The following is a 17,989-nucleotide window of genomic DNA, read 5'->3' on the forward strand; positions in this document are numbered from 1 at the left end:
GGTCAGGCGGGTGGCCAGGACTGTCAGGGCTGCCACGCCTGCTGTCGACGTGCGCAGGACCGTCGGGCCCAGGCGGACCGTGCGGGCGCCTGCTTCGGCGAAGGCGGCCAACTCGTGGTCGGCGATGCCTCCCTCCGGGCCGACCACCAGCACGATCTCGCCGGCCGCCGGCAGGTCGACGGTGGTCAGCCGGTCCTGTGCGCCCTCGTGCAGCACGAACGCTCCGGCCGCGCCGGCGATCCGGCGGGCCACCGAGGCGGTGGACTCGTCGGGCGCGCCGGCCACCACCGGAAGCCACGGGCGGCGGGCCTGCTTGGCCGCCTCCCGGGCGGTGGCCACCCACTTCTGCCGGGCCCGTTCGCCCCGTTCGCCGCGCCACTGCGCCACCGAGCGGGACGCCGCCCAGGGCACGATCTCGTCCACCCCGACCTCGGTCATCGCCTGCACGGCGAGTTCACCCCGGTCGCCCTTGGCGATGCCCTGCACCACGACCAGCCGGGGCACCGGCGCGTCCGCGTACCCCCGGCTGGTGACCCGCAGGTCGAGCGTGCCGCGGCCGACGGCGGTGACCACCGCGGCGGCGGTGCCGCCCCGGCCGTCGGCGAGCACCAGTTCCTCGCCGACGCGCAGCCGCTGCACGGTGGCCGCGTGGTGGCCCTCCGGGCCGTCCAGCGTCAGCGTGTCACCTGTCGGCAGCGCCTCGACCAGGAACAGCGGCGCGGACACCTCAGGCGTGCCCGTTGAAGGCGTCGCGCATCCGGGAGAAGAAACCGCCCTGCTTGGTCAGCTCGGCGACCTCCTCGCCGCGTGTCTTGGCGAAGTCGCGCAGCATCCGCTCCTGGTCGGCGTCCAGCTTGGTCGGGGTACGCACGTCCAGGTGCACGTAGAGGTCACCCCGGCCGGTGCCGCGCAGGTGCGGTACGCCCCGGGCGCGCAGCCGCAGCGTGCTGCCGGGCTGGGTGCCGGGCTTGACGTCGACCGTCTCCTCGCTGTCCAGCGTCTTGATGGTCAGCCGGGTGCCGAGCGCGGCGGCGGTCATCGGCACTGTGACACGGCAGTGCAGGTCGTCGCCCTTGCGGGAGTAGACGTCGTGCGGCCGTTCGTGGATCTCGACGTACAGGTCGCCGGCGGTGCCGCCGCCCGGGCCGACCTCGCCCTGCTGGGCCAGGCGGATCCGCATGCCGTCCTCGACCCCGGCCGGGATCTTGACGGTCAGCGAGCGGCGGGTGCGCACCCGGCCGTCACCGGCGCAGGTCGGGCAGGGGTGCGGGATGGTGGTGCCGTAGCCCTGGCAGACGGTGCACGGCCGGGCGGAGACCACCTGACCGAGGAAGGTCCGCTGCACCGACTGCACCTCGCCCCGGCCGCCGCACGCCTCGCAGGTGGCCAGGTGGGTGCCGGCGGCGGTGCCGGCGCCGGAGCAGGTGGTGCAGAGCACTGCGGTGTCGACGGTGATCGGCGCCTCGACGCCGAACGCGGTCTCGTTGAGGTCCAGTTCCAGGCGCAGGATCGCGTCCGCACCGGGGCGGGTACGCGGACGCGGGCCCCGGCTGCCGCCCGCGGCGCCGCCGAAGAACGCGTCCATGATGTCCTGGAAGCCGACGAACGGACCGGCGCCGCCCGGGCCGCCGGGACCGCCCATGCCACCGCCGCCCGGGGCGAGCGGGTCGCCGCCCAGGTCGACGATCTGCCGCTTCCGGTCGTCCGAGAGGACCTCGTACGCGGCGTTGATGTCCTTGAACTTCTCCTGGGCCTCCGGGTCCGGATTGACGTCCGGGTGGAACTGCCGCGCCAGCTTGCGGTAGGCGCGCTTGATCTCGTCGTCGGAGGCGTCCCGGCTCACGCCGAGAATGCCGTAGTAGTCCCTGGCCACTGCGTTAGGTGTCCTCATGTTCGTCTCGCGTCGCTCCGGTCGTCGGCCGGAACCGGCCGTCGGCCCTGACTGGTCAGTTCTGGGCCAGCAGTTCGCCCACGTAGCGTGCCACGGCCCTCACCATGGCGATATTGCCGGGGTAGTCCATCCGGGTCGGCCCGAGCACGCCGAGCCCGCCGACGATCGTGCTGCCCGGTCCGTAGCCGGTGCTGACCACCGAGGCGGCCCGCAGGTTGTCGAACTCGTTCTCGTCGCCGATGAGCACCCGGGTGGTGCTCGGCTCGGTCTCGCCGATCAGCTTGAGCAGCACGACCTCTTCTTCGAGCGCCTCCAGGATGGGCCGCAGCGAACCCTGGAAGTCGAGCAGGCCACCCCGGGTGAGGTTGGCCTGCCCGGCCAGCGCGAGCCGCTCCTCGTGCCGTTCCACGAGCGTCTCCAGCAGCACGGTGGAGAGCGTGGTCATGGCCGGGCGCAGATGCGGCGCGGACTCCTCGACGAGCGCCTGCACCAGCGGCGGCGTCTCGGCGAGCTGGCTGCCGACGAGCTTCTCGTTCACCAGCCGGCGCAGGTCGGTCACGTCGTCGGCGGGCACCGGGGCGGGCAGCTCGACCAGCCGCTGCTCGACCCGGCCGGTGTCGGCGATCATGACGACCATCAGCCGGGTGGTGGAGATCGGCACCAGCTCCAGGTGGCGCACCTTGGACCGGGCCAGGCTCGGGTACTGCACCACGGCGACCTGCCGGGTGAGCTGGGCGAGCAGCCGGACGGTGCGGTGCACCACGTCGTCCAGGTCGACGGCGCCGACCAGGAAGCGCTCGATCGCCCGGCGCTCGGCCGGGCTGAGCGGCTTGACCCGGGAGAGCCGGTCGACGAAGAGACGGTAGCCGCGGTCGGTGGGCACCCGGCCGGCGCTGGTGTGCGGCTGCCGGATGTAGCCCTCCTCCTCCAGCACCGCCATGTCGTTGCGCACCGTGGCCGGCGAGACGCCGAGCTGGTGCCGCTCGACCAGGGCCTTGCTGCCGACCGGCTCCTGCGTGGCGACGTAGTCCTCGACGATCGCGCGCAGCACGGCGAGTTTGCGGTCGTCGAGACCCATTCCCCACCTCCTGACGCACCTCGGTCGGGCCGGCGCGCGGCATCCGCCGTGCGGCTGGCACTCGACTGTAGCGAGTGCCAGTCTACGTCGGCACCCCCGCCGACGCGATGATCGGCTGACGGACCTGCGGTGCGGCCCGCCCCACAGCACGGCCCACCAGGGCCGAACAGCCGGTCATCGTCGGTCTGTGTCGCTCTGGTGCCGGTTGACGGCTGCCCCTACCGTGGCGACCATGACTGAACCTCCTCGCCCGCCCGGGGCAGGGGACTCCGGCCCCCAGCCCGACCCGTCGGCGCCCTACGGCTCGCCGGCCGGCGAACCGCCCACCGCTCCACTGTCCGGCGCGCCGGACGCGGGCGGCTATCCCCCGCCCGGTGACTATCCGCCCCCGGGTGGCTACCCGCCTCCGGGCGGTCAACCTCCGCCGGGCGGCTACCCGCCCCCTGGTGGTAACCCCCCGCCGGGCGGCACGCCGGGCTACGGCGCCGCCGGCTACCCGGCCGGTGGCGGATACGGCCCCGCGGCGTACGCCGACAACGACGAGAAGACCTGGGCGCTGGTGTCGCACTTCGGTGGCGCCGCAGGCGTCATCGTCGGTGGCGGTCTGCTCGGCTGGGTCGCCCCGCTGATCGCCATGATGACCCGCGGTCAGCAGTCGCCGACGGTCCGCGCCCACGCGGTCGCGGCGCTGAACTTCCAGATCACCTGGACCATCGCCAGCGTGCTCGCCTGGGTGATCACGGTCATCACCTGCGGGATCCTGTTCTTCGTCCCGATGCTGGTCTGGCTGGTGCCGCTGATCTTCGGGATCATCGGCGGGATCAAGGCCAACGAGGGTGTGCTCTACCGCTACCCGATGACCTACAACTTCATCAAGTGACACCGCCGGCCGGCCGAGGGGGCGGCCGGCCGGTGCCGGTCACGGCAGCAGGTCGCGTACCACCGCGTCGGCCAGCAGCCGGCCGCGCAGCGTCAGCACCACAAGCCCTCGCGCGTACGCCCCGTCGTCGAGCAACCCGGCGTCCCGGGCCCGCTCGGCGCCCGCCCGTCCGGCGGAGTCCAGCACGTCCAGCGGCAGACCGGAGGCGAGCCGCACCCGCAGCATCACGTCCTCCATGTGCTGCTCGTCAGCGGTGAGCTGTTCCCGGGCCAGCGCGGGCGAGGCGCCCTCGGCCAGCCGCGCCGCGTACGCGCTCGGGTGCTTGACGTTCCACCAGCGCACGCCGCCGACGTGGCTGTGCGCCCCCGGGCCCAGGCCCCACCAGTCGGCGCCGGTCCAGTAGAGCAGGTTGTGCCGGCACCGGGCGGCCGCCGAGCGGGCCCAGTTCGACACCTCGTACCAGGAGAATCCGGCCTCGCCGAGCGCGGCCTCCGCGGCCAGGTAGCGGTCCGCCGCCACGTCGTCGGAGGGGTACGGCAGCTCGCCCCGGCGCATCCGCGCGGCCAGCCGGGTGCCGTCCTCCACGATCAGGGCGTACGCGCTGACGTGATCCACGCCCGCGTCGACCACCTGGGCCAGCGAGGCGGCGAAGTCCTCGGCCGTCTCGCCCGGCGTGCCGTAGATCAGGTCCAGGTTCACGTGCTCGAACCCGGCGTCGCGCGCCTCCAGCGCGGCGGCGGTGGCCCGGCCCGCGCTGTGCCGCCGGTCGAGCACCGCCAGCACGCCGGGTGCGGCGGACTGCATGCCCAGCGAGATCCGGGTGTACCCGGCCGCCCGCAGCGTCTTGAGCGACTCCGGGCCGACCGACTCGGGGTTGGCCTCGGTGGTCACCTCGGCGTCGGCGGCCAGCCCCCAGACGCGGTCGATGCCGTCGAGGATCCGGGCCAGGTCGTCGGCCGGCAGCAGGGTGGGCGTGCCGCCGCCGACGAAGACGGTGTCGACCCGGGGCGGCGGCGAGTCGCCCAGCACCCGGGCGGCCAGCTCCAGCTCGGCCAGCACCGAGTCGGCGTACGTCTCCCGGCTCGCCCCGCCGCCCAGCTCCGACGCGGTGTACGTGTTGAAGTCGCAGTAGCCGCACCGGCTGGCGCAGAACGGGACGTGGACGTACACGCCGAAGCCGCGCGCGCCGACGGCGCGACGGGCGGTGGCGGGCAGCGATCCGTCGCGCGGGACGGGTTCGCCTTCTGGAAGGACGCCGGGCATGGCCACTAGTGTGCCCGGCATGACCTCTCCGGACGCTCTCGTGCGAGTCGCCACGGCCCGTGGGGTGACCACCCTCACCCTGGACAGCCCGCACAATCGCAACGCGCTCTCCACGCCCCTGATGACCCAGCTGCTGGCCGGGCTGGCCGACGCGGTCGCCGACGACGCGGTACGCGCGATCGTGCTCGACCACACCGGCCCGGTCTTCTGCTCCGGCGCCGACCTGAAGGAGACAGCCGCCGCGTACGCCAGCGGCACGGTGCCCGCCGGGATGCTCGGCGACGTGCTCGTCGCGGTACGGGAGTGCCCGAAGCCGGTGGTGGCGAAGGTGGCCGGGCCGGCCCGGGCCGGTGGGCTGGGCCTGATCGCCGCCGCCGACCTGGCGGTCTGCGCGCAGGAGGCGACGTTCGCGTTCACCGAGGTGCGGATCGGGGTGATCCCGGCGGTGATCTCGGCGACCGTGCTGCCCCGGCTGGGTCAGCGGGCCGCCGCCGAGCTGTACCTGACCGGCGACACGTTCGACGGCCGCCGGGCCGCCGAGATCGGCCTGGTCACCGCCGCGGTGCCGGGCGACGAGCTGGACGCCGCCGTCGAGCGCTACTGCGCCTCGCTGGTCAAGGGCGCCCCCGGGGCGCTGGCCGGGGCGAAGGAGCTGCTGCGCCGGACCGCCGGGCCGGACCTGCGGGCCGAGATCGCCGAGTTGGCCGCGCTGTCGACCGGGTACTTCCTCTCCGACGAGGGGCGCGAGGGCGTGATGGCGTTCCGGGAGAAGCGTCCCGCCGCCTGGGTGCCCGCCGAGGACTGAGGTGCGCGGCGGGCCCTGCGTGAGCCACTCCGGCCGACGTGGGGCCCGCCGGTCGGCCGAGAGCCGCCGTGGCGGGTGGGACGTACGCTTGTCGGACTGTCGGGACAGGGGGTGCGGGTGCGGACGCGAGCGGCGATCGTGGCATCCGGGGTGGCGGTGTGCGTGCTGGCACTGCTCGCGGTCTACGTCGTGACCAAGCAGTTCGGCGAGCACCTGCGGCTGCCGCTGGCCAGCCGGACCTGCACCGTGAAGGCGGACGGCGAGGTGGTGCTCGGCGCCGACCAGATGGCGAACGCGGCCACCATCGCGGCCATCGGGATGCAGCGCCGGATGCCCGAGCGGGCGGTGGTGGTGGCGCTGGCGACCGCGTACCAGGAGTCGCACCTGCGCAACATCGCCCACGGTGACCGCGACTCGCTCGGCCTGTTCCAGCAGCGCCCGAGCCAGGGCTGGGGCACCCCGGAGGAGATCCAGGACCCGCGGTACGCGGCGAACAAGTTCTACGCCGCGCTGAAGAAGGTCAAGGGCTGGGAGCGGATGCGGATCACCGACGCCGCCCAGCGGGTGCAGCGGTCGGCGTTCCCCGAGGCGTACCAGAAGTGGGCGGACGAGTCGGAGGTCCTCACCCGCGCGCTGCTCGGCCACGCGACCGGCGCGGTGGCCTGCACCGTCTCCTCGCCGCCGACGATGCGCGGCCCGGCCGCCGCCAGCGCGGTGCTGGAGAGCCTGTCGCTGGACTGGGGGCTGCCCCGGCTGGCCACGGCGACCGATTTGACCGCGCTCACCGTGCCGGCCGGTGACGACCGCAACGGCTGGCGGTACGCGCACTGGCTGGTCTCGCACGCCGACGACCACGGCGTGAAGAAGGTCCGCTTCGGCAACCTGGAGTGGACCGCCGAGCAGGGCTCCTGGGCCCGGGTGAAGGGCGACCCGGCCTCCGAGGTGCGCGCCGAGGTGTTCGCCGCGGCCTGACCGGCGCCGCCGGGTCAGCCCTTGACCGCTCCGGCGACCAGGCCGGAGACCATCCGGCGCTGCACCAGCAGGAAGAAGACGATCACCGGCAGGGTGAACAGCGTGGACGCGGCCATCACCGACCCCCAGGCGGTGTCGTCCCGGCCGAAGAAGAACGTCATCGCGACCGGCAGCGTGTATTTCTGCTGGTCGTTGATGAAGGTCAGCGCGAAGATCAGCTCGTTCCACGCGGTGATGAACGAGAAGATGCTGGTGGCGACCAGGCCGGGCGCGACGAGCGGGAACAGCACCTTGCGGAACGTCTGGGCCCGGCTGGCGCCGTCGATGGCGGCGGCCTCCTCCAGTTCCTTGGGCACCGCCGCGACGAAGCCGCGCAGCATCCAGACCGCGAACGGCAGCGAGAAACCGAGGTACGTGAGGATCAGGCTGGGCAGCGTGTTGTAGAGGCCGAGTCGCTGGATCATCAGGAACAGCGGGATGACCAGCGCCTCCAGCGGGATCATCTGCACCACCAGCAGCATGATCAGGAACGTGGTGCGCAGCTTGAACCGGAACCGGGCCACGGCGGTCGCGGCGAGCAGCGCGACCAGCCCGCTCAGCAGCACCGTCGCCAGCGCGACGAGCGCGCTGTTGAGGAAGAAGTCGGCGAACGTCACGCCCGGGATCAGGTTGCCGGTGAGGATCTCCCGGTAGTGCTCCAGCGTCGGCTCCGCCGGCACCGGCCGGGGGGTGGACGAGAAGATCTCCCGGTTGGGCTTCAGCGAGGTCGCCACCATCCAGTAGACCGGGAACGCAGCGAAGAGCGCGACCAGCAGGCCCGCGCCGTTGAGGGCGACCTTCTTCATCATTCGTCCTCCTGCCGCAGCACCATGCGGACGTACAGGGCGGTCACCACGAGCAGGATCACGGTGAGGATGACCGCGATGGCGGAGCCGAGGCCGTACTTGGGCGGCGGCGAGAACGCCTCCGCGTACGAGTAGATCGACAGCATGAACGTCGACCGGTCCTGGGTGCCGCCGGCCAGCACGAACTGCTGGGTGAAGACCTTGAAGTCCCAGATCGTGGAGAGCACCACGAGGATGCCGAAGACCGGCCGCAGGACCGGGAACGTGACCGACCAGAACACCTTCCACGGCCCGGCGCCGTCGACCCGGGCCGCCTCCTGCAACTCCGTCGGCACGCTCTTGAGCCCGGCCAGGACGCTCACCGCGATGAACGGGAACGAGTGCCAGACCACCACGAGCGTCAGGATGGCGAAGAACATCAGCGGGTCGTTGAACCAGCCGTACCCGGTCCAGTCGCTGCGCCCGAACAGGGCCGTGGAGAGCCCGTCCGGGAGCTTGTTGAACAGCCAGGTGACCAGGCCGCTCGTGTCGTCGAAGATCCACTTCCAGACGATCGTGCCGGTCAGCGCCGGGGTGGCCCAGGCGAGCATCACGCAGCTCGCCACGAACGTGGCCATCTTCTTGCCCAGGCGGTTGAGCAGCAGCCCGACCAGGGTGCCGAGGATCATCGTGAGCGCCACGTTGGCGAGCGCGAACAGCACGGTGTTGCGCAGCACCGTACGGAAGAACGGGTCGCCGAGGATCTGCGCGTAGTTGGCCAGGCCGACCCACGGCCACTCGCGGTCGCCGCGCAGCTGCCGGACGCTGTCCAGCTTGTGGAAGGACATCCACACGACCTGGCCGAGCGGCCAGAGCAGCAGCACGGCGATGATCGCCAGGCAGGGCAGCAGGAGCAGGTACGGAAGGTGGTCCACCCGGCGACGGCGCCGCCGCGCGGGGGTCTCCCGCGCGGCGGCCTCGCCGGTGGCCTCGGTCAGCGTGGTCACTTGGCGTTGAGGATGCTTTCCATCTCGGTGGCCGCGTCGGCGGTGGCCTTCTCGACCGTCTTCTGGCCCTTGATGACCGAGCTGTTCATCGCCTGGGTCACCGTCTTGGTGCGGCTGACCTCGACCCACTTCGGGGTGAGCGGGGTCAGCTTGGTGTTCTGGATGGCGGTGGCGAACGCGGCCATCACCTTGTCGTTGGCGTAGTCGCCGCTGCTGACCAGGTCCTGGTAGACCGGGAAGAACCCGAGGCTGCTGGCGAACTCCTTGTCCTTCTGCTTGCTCAGCAGCACGGTCATGTAGTCCCAGGCCAGCGCCGCCCGCTCGCTGTCCTTCCAGATGGCGATGTCGGAGCCGCCGGCGAACGCCGGGGCGGGCTTGCCGTCCGGGCCGGGGATCGGGAACGTGCCCCACACCTTCTCGATGTCGGGGTTGTCCTTCTTCATCGCGCCGCCCTGCCAGCTACCGGCGAACGCCATCGCGGCCTTGCCGGTGGCGAACTGGGTACGGGCGTCGACCTCGTTCCACCCGGCGGCGGCCGGCGGGGCCACCTTGTGCACGGTCACCAGGTCGGTCCAGAACTTGACCGCCTTCTGCGCCTCGGGGGTGTTGTAGCCGGACTTCCAGCTGTCGCCGTCCTTGATGGCGATCTCCGCGCCGGCACCCCAGAGGAAGGAGTAGAACGGCAGCTCGGAGTTGCCGGGCAGGGCGATGCCGTAGGTGCCCGGCTTCTTGGCCTGCACGGCCTTCGCGGCGGCGACCATCTCGTCCCAGTTCGTCGGCGGCTTCACGCCGGCCTCGGCGAACCAGTCGGTGCGGTAGTAGACGGCACGCACGCCGGCGTACCACGGCACGCCGTACTGCTTGCCGTCGAGCTGGGCGTTCTTGACCAGGTCGGGCAGGATGTCCTTGCCCTCGGACCAGCCGTTGAACTTGTCCGAGACGTCGGCCAGGGCCTCCTGCGCGGCCCAGCCCTGGGTCTCGGTGTTGCCCAGCTCGGTGACGTCCGGGCCCTCACCACCGGCGAGCGCGGCCTGGAACTTCTTCGGCGCCTCGAGCCAGGGGATGTACTGCACCACGACGTCGGTCTCGGGGTGCTTCTTCTTGAACTCCGCCTCGACGCTGTCGAGGAACTTGGTCTGGGCGTCGCCGCCCTCACCCATCATCCACACAGTGAGCTTGCTGTTGTCGGCGGCCTTGTCGTCGTCGCCGGAGCCACCGCACGCGGTCAGCACCAACGCGGCCGACGCCACGATGGCGGTGACCGGAGCCAGCCGCTTCCACCTGTTCACGCCATATCTCCCTCAGGGCCGTTTGGCACTAACCTTCTCCGCCGCACCTTAGTAGGAAAATTTCCTTTACAACAGGGGGTGTTCGTGACGGAGGGCACAGGCGACCGTATCGCAGCCGAAGGCCCGGCCGACATCGATGCCGTCCGAGCAGTTCAGTGCCTACGTACGCCGACGGGCGCCCGGCCGGTGAGGCCGGGCGCCCGTCGAGGCGCGTGGTGCGGGGTCAGTAGCGCGAGACGCTGCGGCGACGGCCGATACCGGCCACCAGGGCCACACCGATCGCGGCGAAGAGCACCTGCAGCATCAGCTCGCGCCAGTCGATACCGGCGGTCTCGGCGAAGCCGGAGGCCCGGGCCACGATCGTGCCCAGAAGCGCGGCGCCGACACCGATCAGCATGTGCAGCCAGATCGGCATGTTCTGCCGGCCCGGCACGACCAGCCGGCCCAGCGCGCCGACGATCAGACCAACGACCAGCGCGGTGATGATGCCCCAAACGGTGAGCTCCATGGTCGCCCTCCTCCTTAAGAACCGGTCACACGTTTTTGTGTGGTTACTGTCGTGATCGCTAAGTTCCCGACCGCCCCGAAATCCAAACCGACTCCGATGACGAATTGTTCAGACGTACCCTGACCTGCTGTTTCTCCCCGAAGCCCGGCGCGGCGGGCGGAGCCGGCGCACCGACGGGGTTCAATGCGCCGAATACGCCGACGGGCGCCCGGCCGATACGGCCGGGCGCCCGTCGAGGCGCGTTCGTGCGTCGATCAGTAACGCGAGACGCTGCGGCGGCGGCCGACGCCGGCCACCAGGGCCACACCGATGGCGGCGAGCACGACCTGCACGGCCAGCTCGGCCCAGTCGATGCCGGCGGTCTGCGTTGCGATGCCGAGCGCGCGGGCCAGGACGGTGCCCAGCAGCGCCGCGGCGACGCCGATCACCATGTGCAGCCACATCGGCATGTTCTGCCGGCCCGGCACGACCAGCCGGCCCAGCGCGCCGACGATCAGACCCACGACGAGCGCGGTGACGATGCCCCAGACGGTGAACTCCACGGTCGGTCCTCCTAAAGCGATTTCGCACGTTCTGTGTGCGTTTGCTGTCGTGCCCGCTAAGTGCCCGACGCATCGAAAACCGAAACCGGCGGTATCGACCGCCGCTCCCCCGCCGGGACGAACCCGCAGGTGGGAGCGCTGCCAGAGGCTGAAAATTTCCTGGGTACGCGAACCGGCCGGCGCCCTGAGGACGAGGACGCCGGCCGGTTCGTGGAGCCTGACTGCTACTTCTTGCCGGAGGGCTTGCCGTCGCCGGAGTCGGACGACAGCGCCGCGATGAACGCCTCCTGGGGAACCTCCACCCGGCCCACCATCTTCATCCGCTTCTTGCCCTCCTTCTGCTTCTCCAGCAGCTTGCGCTTACGGCTGATGTCACCGCCGTAGCACTTGGCGAGCACGTCCTTGCGGATCGCGCGGATGGTCTCCCGGGCGATCACCCGGCTGCCGATGGCCGCCTGGATCGGCACCTCGAACTGCTGGCGCGGGATCAGCGAGCGCAGCTTCGCCGCGATCGTCGTGCCGTACGCGTACGCCTTGTCCTTGTGCACGATCGCGCTGAACGCGTCGACCGGCTCGCCGTGCAGCAGGATGTCCACCTTCACCAGGTCGGACGCCTGCTCGCCGGAGGGCTCGTAGTCGAGCGAGGCGTAGCCCTTGGTGCGGCTCTTGAGCTGGTCGAAGAAGTCGAAGATGATCTCGGCCAGCGGCAGCGTGTACCGCAGCTCCACCCGGTCGGCGGAGAGGTAGTCCATGCCGAGCAGGCTGCCCCGCCGGCCCTGGCACAGCTCCATCACCGCGCCGACGTAGTCGTTCGGAGTCAGCACCGTGGCCCGCACCGTCGGCTCGTACACCTCGGCGATCTTGCCGGTCGGGTACTCGCTCGGGTTGGTGACCACGATCTCCTCGCCGTCCTCCTGGATGGCCCGGTAGACCACGTTCGGGGCGGTGGAGATCAGGTCGAGGTTGAACTCCCGCTCCAGCCGCTCCCGGATGATCTCCAGGTGCAGCAGGCCGAGGAAGCCGCAGCGGAAGCCGAAGCCCAGCGCGCCGGAGGTCTCCGGCTCGTAGACCAGCGCGGCGTCGTTGAGCTTGAGCTTGTCCAGCGCCTCGCGCAGGTTCGGGTAGTCCGAGCCGTCGATCGGATAGAGACCCGAGTAGACCATCGGCTTCGGGTCCTTGTAGCCGCCGAGCGCCTCCTTGGCCGGGTTGTTGTTGATGGTGACCGTGTCACCCACCCGGGACTGACGCACGTCCTTCACGCCGGTGATCAGGTAACCCACCTCGCCGACGCCGAGCGCGTCGGCCTTCACCATCTCCGGTGAGATGACGCCGATCTCCAGCAGCTCGTGGACCGCGCCGGTGGACATCATCTTGATCCGGTCCCGGGCGGAGATCCGGCCGTCGATCACCCGGACGTACGTGACCACGCCCCGGTAGACGTCGTACACCGAGTCGAAGATCATCGCGCGGGCCGGAGCCGCGGCGTCGCCCACCGGCGGCACGAACTGGCGGACGATCTCGTCCAGGAGGTAGGGCACGCCCTCGCCGGTCTTGCCGGAGACCCTGATGCAGTCCGCCGGGTCGCCGCCGATCAGGTGGGCCAGCTCCTCGGCGTACTTCTCCGGCTGGGCGGCCGGCAGGTCGATCTTGTTGAGCACCGGGATGATGTGCAGGTCGTTCTCGAGCGCCAGGTAGAGGTTGGCGAGCGTCTGCGCCTCGATGCCCTGCGCGGCGTCGACGAGCAGGATCGCGCCCTCGCAGGCGGCCAGCGAACGGGACACCTCGTAGGTGAAGTCCACGTGGCCCGGGGTGTCGATCATGTTGAGCACGGCGGTCTCGCCGGTCCGGTCGCCCTCGCGGATCGTCCACGGCATTCGCACGGCCTGGCTCTTGATGGTGATGCCGCGCTCGCGCTCGATGTCCATCCGGTCCAGGTACTGCGCGCGCATCTGCCGCGGGTCGACCACACCGGTGAGCTGCAACATCCGGTCGGCCAGGGTCGACTTCCCGTGGTCGATGTGGGCGATGATGCAGAAGTTCCGGATGCGCGCCGGGTCGGTGGCACCAGGAGCGTTCGCGCCGGGATCGAGCGTCGGTGGCACAGCGGTCCGTTCTGGTCGGCTGACGTGAGCGGGCCGGCGCGCCGCCGGCCCCCTCCATGGTCCCACGTCGCCCGGGGCGCGCCCGGGCTCCCCCTTCACTCCACGGCTATTCCATCGGTGGCTCGACGAACAGCGCGGCCAGCCTCGGCAGCCGGCGACGGGCCTCATCCTCGTCGTCGAAGTCCCAGAAGTCGTTCAGGTCGGGTACTGGGACCGGGTCGCGCTCGGCCGGCAGGTCGGACGCGGTCGCCTTCCGGTACGCGTCCCACGGCACCGCCAGCATCTGCTCGCACTCGAACTCCTCGCCGCTGAGCGCCGCGGCCCGGACCTGCGGCAGCTCGGCCAGCGCGTCCGGGTCGCCGACCGCCCGCGCGAACACCGCCCGGCCCTGGGTCATCAGCCAGCCCCGGAAGTATTCGAAGCCGTCGTCCGAGGCACCCCCGTTGATGAGGTAGGCCGCGCCCCAGAGGTCGACCTTGTAGGAGGCGGCGAGCACCCGCCGCTGGTGGTGGGCGTAGCCGACGATCTCCTCCGGGTCGCGCTCGGCCAGCAGCGCGACCGCCCGGGCGGCGACCGCGTCGGGCTCTCCCCCGGCACCGGCGCGGGCGTCGTCGATCAACTGCCAGAACTCGTCGGTCCTCATGGCAGGCAGTCTGGCAGAGCCCACCGACGCGCCGGTTCGCCGCGCGCCGCCGGTGCGGCAGCATGGAGCGGTGCGTGCGATATCCCTACCGCCGGTTCCGTACGGGTCGACAGCCGTCCGGCCCGGCTGGGCCGACCTGCCGGCCGGGCTGCGCGACGCGCTGGCCGCCCGGGTCGGCGGCGAACCGGCGGCGGTCCGGGTGGCGGCCGGCGGATTCACCAGCGGCTTCGCCGCCGTACTGACCGGCCCCACCGGGGAGCGCGCGTTCGTCAAGGCGGCGGCACTGCACGGGCAACGGCACCTGGTCGACTGGTACGCCCACGAGGCGGCGATCCTGGCCCGGCTCCCGGCCGGGCTGCCGGTGCCCCGGCCGCGCTGGGCGCTCACCGAGTCCGGCTGGTACGCGCTCGCGCTCGACGCGATCGACGGGCACACCCCACGGCTGCCCTGGGCGCCGGCCGAGCTGGACGCCGCCCTCGCCACGTACGCCGAAGTCGCCGCCGCGCTCGCCGAACCGCCCGCGGAGCTGGCCGCGCTCCGGCTGCCCCGCCTCGCGGACCTGGCCCGCGACGACATCCTCTGGTGGGGCGAGGTGGCCGCCGGGCGTGAGCCGCTGCCCGAGCCGGCGACCGGCGCGCCGCTGGCCGAGCTGGTCGCGCTGGAGTCGCGCCTGCCCGGGTACGCCGATGCCGCGCCCGGCCTGGCCCACGGCGACCTGCGGGTGGACAACCTCCTGATCGACTCCGACGGGCGGGCCTGGCTGTGCGACTGGCCGTGGCTCTGCCACGGTCCCGCCTGGTTCGACCTGGCCGGGCTGCTGCTCACCGCGTACGCCAGCGGCCTCGACGCCGACGCCGCGTTCGCCGCCCACCCGGCGGCGGCAGGGGCGCCCGGGGACGCGCTCGACGTGACGCTCGCCGCGCTGGCCGGTTACTTCCTGACCGGGGCAGCGGCCGGGCCGTCGACCGGCTCCCCGCACCTGCGCGCCCACCAGCGCTGGAGCGGGAGGCAGGCGCTCGGCTGGCTGGCCGAGCGGCGAGGCTGGTCCTGGGCACGCCGCCCGCGCCCCTCGTGATCCGATCCGCTCGGCCCGCGTCGCTCGGCCCGGTCCGGCGGTGGGCTTCCAGCCGGCCACGGCTGGCGGCGGGCTCCCGGCCGGCCACGGCTGGCGGCGGGCTGGTGGACGGCGGCGGGGCTGGTGGAGGGGCGTCGGACCGGCCCGGGCTGGAGGCGTTTTGGCTCGTCCGGGGCCGACCTGGTAGCCTGGCTTTTCGCGCGGCGATGACGCATGCTCGTCGTGCGCGAAAGCAGACCAACCCGAGCTATCAAGACGAGGCTGTCGCGTGGCGAACATCAAGTCCCAGATCAAGCGCAACCGGCAGAACGAGAAGCGCCGGCTGCGTAACAAGTCGGTCAAGTCGTCGCTGAAGACCGCCATCCGGAAGTTCCACGAGGCTGCCGAGGCGGGCGACACCGAGAAGGCCACCGTGCTCATGCGCGAGGCCACCCGCAAGCTGGACAAGGCTGCCAGCAAGGGTGTCATCCACACCAACCAGGCGGCCAACCGGAAGTCGGCGATCGCCAAGCGCGTCGCCTCGTTCTCTGCCTGACCAGCGCTACAGATCCCATCGGAAGCCCCGGGGCCACCGCGCCCACGGGGCTTCCGCCTGTCCGCACTCCCCCTTGACACCGCGCTGCGCTGCGGTGCGCTGCGGTGCGCTGCGGTGCGCTTGAAGATCTTGGAGGATTTCGGCCCCCATAGGGGCCATTTCGTACCAAGATCTGCGGCGTGATCGATCGGTGACCGCTGCGGACAGCGGCGGCCCGGACTCGGTGCATGTGGGTCGACGTGCCGATGATCACGTCGGCGGGAGGATGCGGACCCCGGGAGGCGCGGCGGGCGGCTCTGGTGTGCCGCAGCCCACCGCGGCCGAGGCGAGCTGGGTGTCGGCGCACACCGGTGCCGCCGTGGCTTACCGCTCGCCGGGGCGGTCGAACGTCGAGCGTCGCGGCTGGTGGTAGCGGACGCCCCGAGGGTCGGCGACCGGCGTCGGAGCGCCCGGAAACGCCCGCCCGCTCGTCGGCGCCGCGCCGCCTGACAACGCGCGGGCGCTTGCCGATGTCGGCGCGCCCGGCAGTGCGCGGGCGCCGGCGGGCACCCGGGCCCGCCCGACCACCGGCTCCATCTGGCGGCGGAAGCGGTCCCGCTCCTGCTCGGGCACCTGCGCGGCGGTGCGGATGACCATCTCGGCCACCACGTCGTTGAGCTTGACCATCGCCGCCACCGCGATCGGCAGCACCAGCACCGCCCACCAGCTCACCAGTTCGGCGAGCGCGAGCAGAACGGCCAGCGCCACCGCACCCTCGAAGAAGAGGAAGCAGAGCACTCCACCCGGGTTGACGAAGCGCAGTCCCAGCACCCGGGCGTAGAGCGGACGGTACCGCTCCTCGTCCGTGGCCACCGTCGACCACGCTCGGGTCACCGGGCGCCGCCCTGCCGGGCCGCCGCCACCGAGAACACGGCCCGCTCCAGCGCGTACGCCCGGTCGTCGGCGCCGCCCTTGACCGCCGCGTTGCACTCGGCGGCCACCCGCATCGCCTCGACCAGGCCCTCCGGCGTCCAGCCCCGGGCGCGTACCTGGGCCTTCTCGATCTTCCAGGCCGGCATGCCGAGCGTCTTGGCGAGCTGGAACGCGCTGCCTCGGCCGGCGGCGGCGACCCGGGCCACGGTCCGTACGCCGTCGGCCAGCGCGTCGGCGATCGGCACCGGGTCGACGCCGACGTGCAGCGCCCACCGCAGCGCCTCCAGCGCGCCGGGGACGTCACCGACCATCGTCGCGTCGGCGACGGTGAAGCCGGTCACCTCGGCCCGTCCCCGGTAGTACCTGGCGACCGTGTCCGCGCCGATCCGCCCGTCCGTGTCGGCGACCAGCTGCGAGCAGGCGGCGGCCAGCTCACGCATGTCGTTCCCGACGGCTGCGACCAGGGCATCGGCCGCGTCGGGCGTGCACTTGCCGCCGATGCGGCGGATCTCGTCCCGCACGAACGCGGCCCGCTCGCGGTCGCCCTTGAGCTTCACCGCCGGCACCACAGTGGCGCCCGCCGCACGCAGGCCGTCGGCGAACGCCTTGCCCTTGGCCCCGCCCAGGTGCAGCACCACGAGCTGCACGTCCGGGTCGGGATTCTTCGCGTACCCGAGCAGCGCGGCGGACAGGTCCTTGCGGGCGTCCTGGCCGGAGCGGAGCACGAGCACCCGGCGACCGCCGAACAGCGACGGGCTGAGCATCTCGGCGATCTCGCCCACGGTGAGCGTGCCGGCCTGGTATTCCCGCACGTCCACGTCGGGGTCGACCTGACGGGCCCGGGCGACGGCTTCGGTGACCGCGCGCGTGGCGAGCAGCTCCTCGTCGCCGAGGACGAGCACAATAGGAGGCAGGTCGGCGGGGGTCACGTCGCCCATACTCGCACGCCCTCCGACCCGGCCGGGCCTGCTCATCGGGGACTGTGACGGCGCAGCCCGCACACAGCGCAAATCCAGACATTTGCCTTGATTCCCCATCTACTGCGACAAGATCCCCCGGCTATCGCGACGGCCCCGACTCGGCGCCACGTTTCACCACCGCGAGACCAGCACCTACCCGGACCGCCGCGACGTCCCCGTCGGTGTCGGTACGCAGCACCCGCGCGCCGCCCCGGGTCAGCCGGTCCAGCAGCCCGGCGTTGGGGTGCCCGTAGTCGTTGTCGACCCCCACGCACACCAGCGCCACCGCCGGACGCACCGCGGCCAGGAACTCCGGCGCCTGATACGCCGACCCGTGGTGGGCGACCTTCAGCACGTCGGCCCGGATCGCGGCGGCCGGCGTCGTCTCCAGCATCGCCCGCTGTTCCTCCGTCTCGGCGTCACCGGTGAGCAGGATCCGTACCCCGCCCACGGTGGCGGCCAGCACCAGCGAGTTGTTGTTCGGGTCGGACCGGCTGCCCCGCAGCGGGTACGGCGGCCCGACCGCGACCAGGTCCACCGCGCCCGCCCGCCACCGCCAGCCCGCCTGAACCGGGGACAGCGGCGCACCGGCCCGGCGGGCCGCATCCCGTACCTGGGCTGCGCCGTAGGGTGGCTCGGCCCAGGACGGCCCCACCACCGCACCCACCCGACGGCCCCGGAACACCCCGGCCACGCCGCCGACG

19 protein-coding genes are annotated in these 17,989 nt (G+C 72.2%); 5 read left to right on the top strand and 14 right to left on the bottom strand.

The window, feature by feature from the left end:
* The 3 genes from F8279_RS24245 to hrcA form a co-directional block, all read right to left on the bottom strand.
* Window positions 1–726, bottom strand: a 726-nt coding sequence (locus tag F8279_RS24245) for a 16S rRNA (uracil(1498)-N(3))-methyltransferase (RefSeq protein WP_151501166.1), incomplete at its 3' end; no start/stop codon positions are given.
* A gap of 1 nt (window position 727) precedes the next feature.
* A complete protein-coding gene (dnaJ, locus tag F8279_RS24250; RefSeq protein WP_175438744.1) occupies window positions 728–1,873 on the bottom strand; it encodes a molecular chaperone DnaJ in 1,146 nt (381 codons plus the stop codon).
* A 73-nt stretch (window positions 1,874–1,946) separates the two neighbouring features.
* Window positions 1,947–2,969 carry a heat-inducible transcriptional repressor HrcA gene (gene hrcA, locus F8279_RS24255; protein ID WP_013287975.1) on the bottom strand — a complete coding sequence of 341 codons (1,023 nt, stop codon included), beginning with the start codon at window positions 2,967–2,969 and terminating at the stop codon, window positions 1,947–1,949.
* 232 nt (window positions 2,970–3,201) lie between these two features.
* On the opposite strand from hrcA, the gene F8279_RS24260 reads away from it, so the two are divergent.
* The gene (locus F8279_RS24260; protein WP_151501167.1) at window positions 3,202–3,849 is read left to right on the top strand and encodes a DUF4870 domain-containing protein; all 648 of its coding nucleotides are present in this window, start codon (window positions 3,202–3,204) and stop codon (window positions 3,847–3,849) included.
* A 39-nt stretch (window positions 3,850–3,888) separates the two neighbouring features.
* Here the strand turns inward: F8279_RS24260 and hemW are convergent, their stop codons facing one another.
* Window positions 3,889–5,112: a radical SAM family heme chaperone HemW gene (hemW, locus tag F8279_RS24265; protein WP_192580761.1), complete on the bottom strand. Its 1,224-nt coding sequence runs from the start codon at window positions 5,110–5,112 to the stop codon at window positions 3,889–3,891.
* Between the two features lie 19 nt (window positions 5,113–5,131).
* Between hemW and F8279_RS24270 the strand changes: the two genes are divergently transcribed.
* Together F8279_RS24270 and F8279_RS24275 are read left to right on the top strand one after the other, a co-directional pair.
* On the top strand, window positions 5,132–5,917 hold the full coding sequence (locus tag F8279_RS24270; RefSeq protein WP_151501169.1) for an enoyl-CoA hydratase-related protein: 786 nt from the start codon (window positions 5,132–5,134) through the stop codon (window positions 5,915–5,917).
* 111 nt (window positions 5,918–6,028) lie between these two features.
* Entirely contained in the window at window positions 6,029–6,889 is an 861-nt protein-coding gene (locus F8279_RS24275) for a hypothetical protein (protein ID WP_175438746.1), read from the top strand.
* Window positions 6,890–6,903: 14 nt separating this feature from the next.
* Here the strand turns inward: F8279_RS24275 and F8279_RS24280 are convergent, their stop codons facing one another.
* From F8279_RS24280 to F8279_RS24310, 7 genes are all read right to left on the bottom strand, one after another.
* Complete coding sequence (locus F8279_RS24280) at window positions 6,904–7,737, bottom strand: carbohydrate ABC transporter permease (protein ID WP_091421764.1); 834 nt, start codon at window positions 7,735–7,737, stop codon at window positions 6,904–6,906.
* Window positions 7,734–8,720, bottom strand: a complete 987-nt coding sequence (locus tag F8279_RS24285; RefSeq protein ID WP_091421769.1) for a carbohydrate ABC transporter permease — start codon at window positions 8,718–8,720, stop codon at window positions 7,734–7,736. The genes F8279_RS24280 and F8279_RS24285 overlap by 4 nt, the downstream gene beginning before the upstream one ends.
* The gene (locus F8279_RS24290; RefSeq protein ID WP_151501170.1) at window positions 8,717–10,009 is read right to left on the bottom strand and encodes a sugar ABC transporter substrate-binding protein; all 1,293 of its coding nucleotides are present in this window, start codon (window positions 10,007–10,009) and stop codon (window positions 8,717–8,719) included. The genes F8279_RS24285 and F8279_RS24290 overlap by 4 nt, the downstream gene beginning before the upstream one ends.
* 223 nt (window positions 10,010–10,232) lie before the next feature.
* Entirely contained in the window at window positions 10,233–10,517 is a 285-nt protein-coding gene (locus F8279_RS24295) for a GlsB/YeaQ/YmgE family stress response membrane protein (RefSeq protein ID WP_091421777.1), read from the bottom strand.
* A gap of 254 nt (window positions 10,518–10,771) precedes the next feature.
* The gene (locus F8279_RS24300) at window positions 10,772–11,059 is read right to left on the bottom strand and encodes a GlsB/YeaQ/YmgE family stress response membrane protein (protein WP_091421781.1); all 288 of its coding nucleotides are present in this window, start codon (window positions 11,057–11,059) and stop codon (window positions 10,772–10,774) included.
* Window positions 11,060–11,283: 224 nt separating this feature from the next.
* The gene (gene lepA, locus F8279_RS24305; RefSeq protein WP_091421785.1) at window positions 11,284–13,161 is read right to left on the bottom strand and encodes a translation elongation factor 4; all 1,878 of its coding nucleotides are present in this window, start codon (window positions 13,159–13,161) and stop codon (window positions 11,284–11,286) included.
* A gap of 106 nt (window positions 13,162–13,267) precedes the next feature.
* A complete protein-coding gene (locus F8279_RS24310) occupies window positions 13,268–13,804 on the bottom strand; it encodes a DUF4240 domain-containing protein (protein ID WP_151501171.1) in 537 nt (178 codons plus the stop codon).
* Here F8279_RS24310 and F8279_RS24315 point away from each other — a divergent pair.
* Window positions 13,803–14,879, top strand: coding sequence for a phosphotransferase family protein (locus tag F8279_RS24315; RefSeq protein ID WP_225853396.1), 1,077 nt, complete (start codon window positions 13,803–13,805; stop codon window positions 14,877–14,879). The genes F8279_RS24310 and F8279_RS24315 overlap by 2 nt on opposite strands.
* A gap of 268 nt (window positions 14,880–15,147) precedes the next feature.
* Window positions 15,148–15,414 (top strand): 30S ribosomal protein S20, encoded by a 267-nt coding sequence (gene rpsT / locus F8279_RS24320; RefSeq protein WP_091421793.1) that lies wholly within the window; start codon window positions 15,148–15,150, stop codon window positions 15,412–15,414.
* A gap of 363 nt (window positions 15,415–15,777) precedes the next feature.
* On the opposite strand, the gene F8279_RS24325 is transcribed toward rpsT, so the two are convergent.
* The 3 genes from F8279_RS24325 to F8279_RS24335 all read right to left on the bottom strand — a co-directional run.
* Window positions 15,778–16,287, bottom strand: coding sequence for a hypothetical protein (locus tag F8279_RS24325; RefSeq protein WP_151501173.1), 510 nt, complete (start codon window positions 16,285–16,287; stop codon window positions 15,778–15,780).
* Window positions 16,284–17,264 carry a DNA polymerase III subunit delta gene (gene holA, locus F8279_RS24330; RefSeq protein ID WP_151501174.1) on the bottom strand — a complete coding sequence of 327 codons (981 nt, stop codon included), beginning with the start codon at window positions 17,262–17,264 and terminating at the stop codon, window positions 16,284–16,286. Before holA ends, F8279_RS24325 begins: the two co-directional genes overlap by 4 nt.
* A gap of 121 nt (window positions 17,265–17,385) precedes the next feature.
* Window positions 17,386–17,989, bottom strand: a 604-nt coding sequence (locus tag F8279_RS24335) for a ComEC/Rec2 family competence protein (protein WP_368668839.1), incomplete at its 5' end; no start/stop codon positions are given.

The sequence above is a fragment of the Micromonospora sp. AMSO1212t genome, from assembly GCF_008868145.1.
GTDB lineage: Bacteria > Actinomycetota > Actinomycetes > Mycobacteriales > Micromonosporaceae > Micromonospora > Micromonospora tulbaghiae.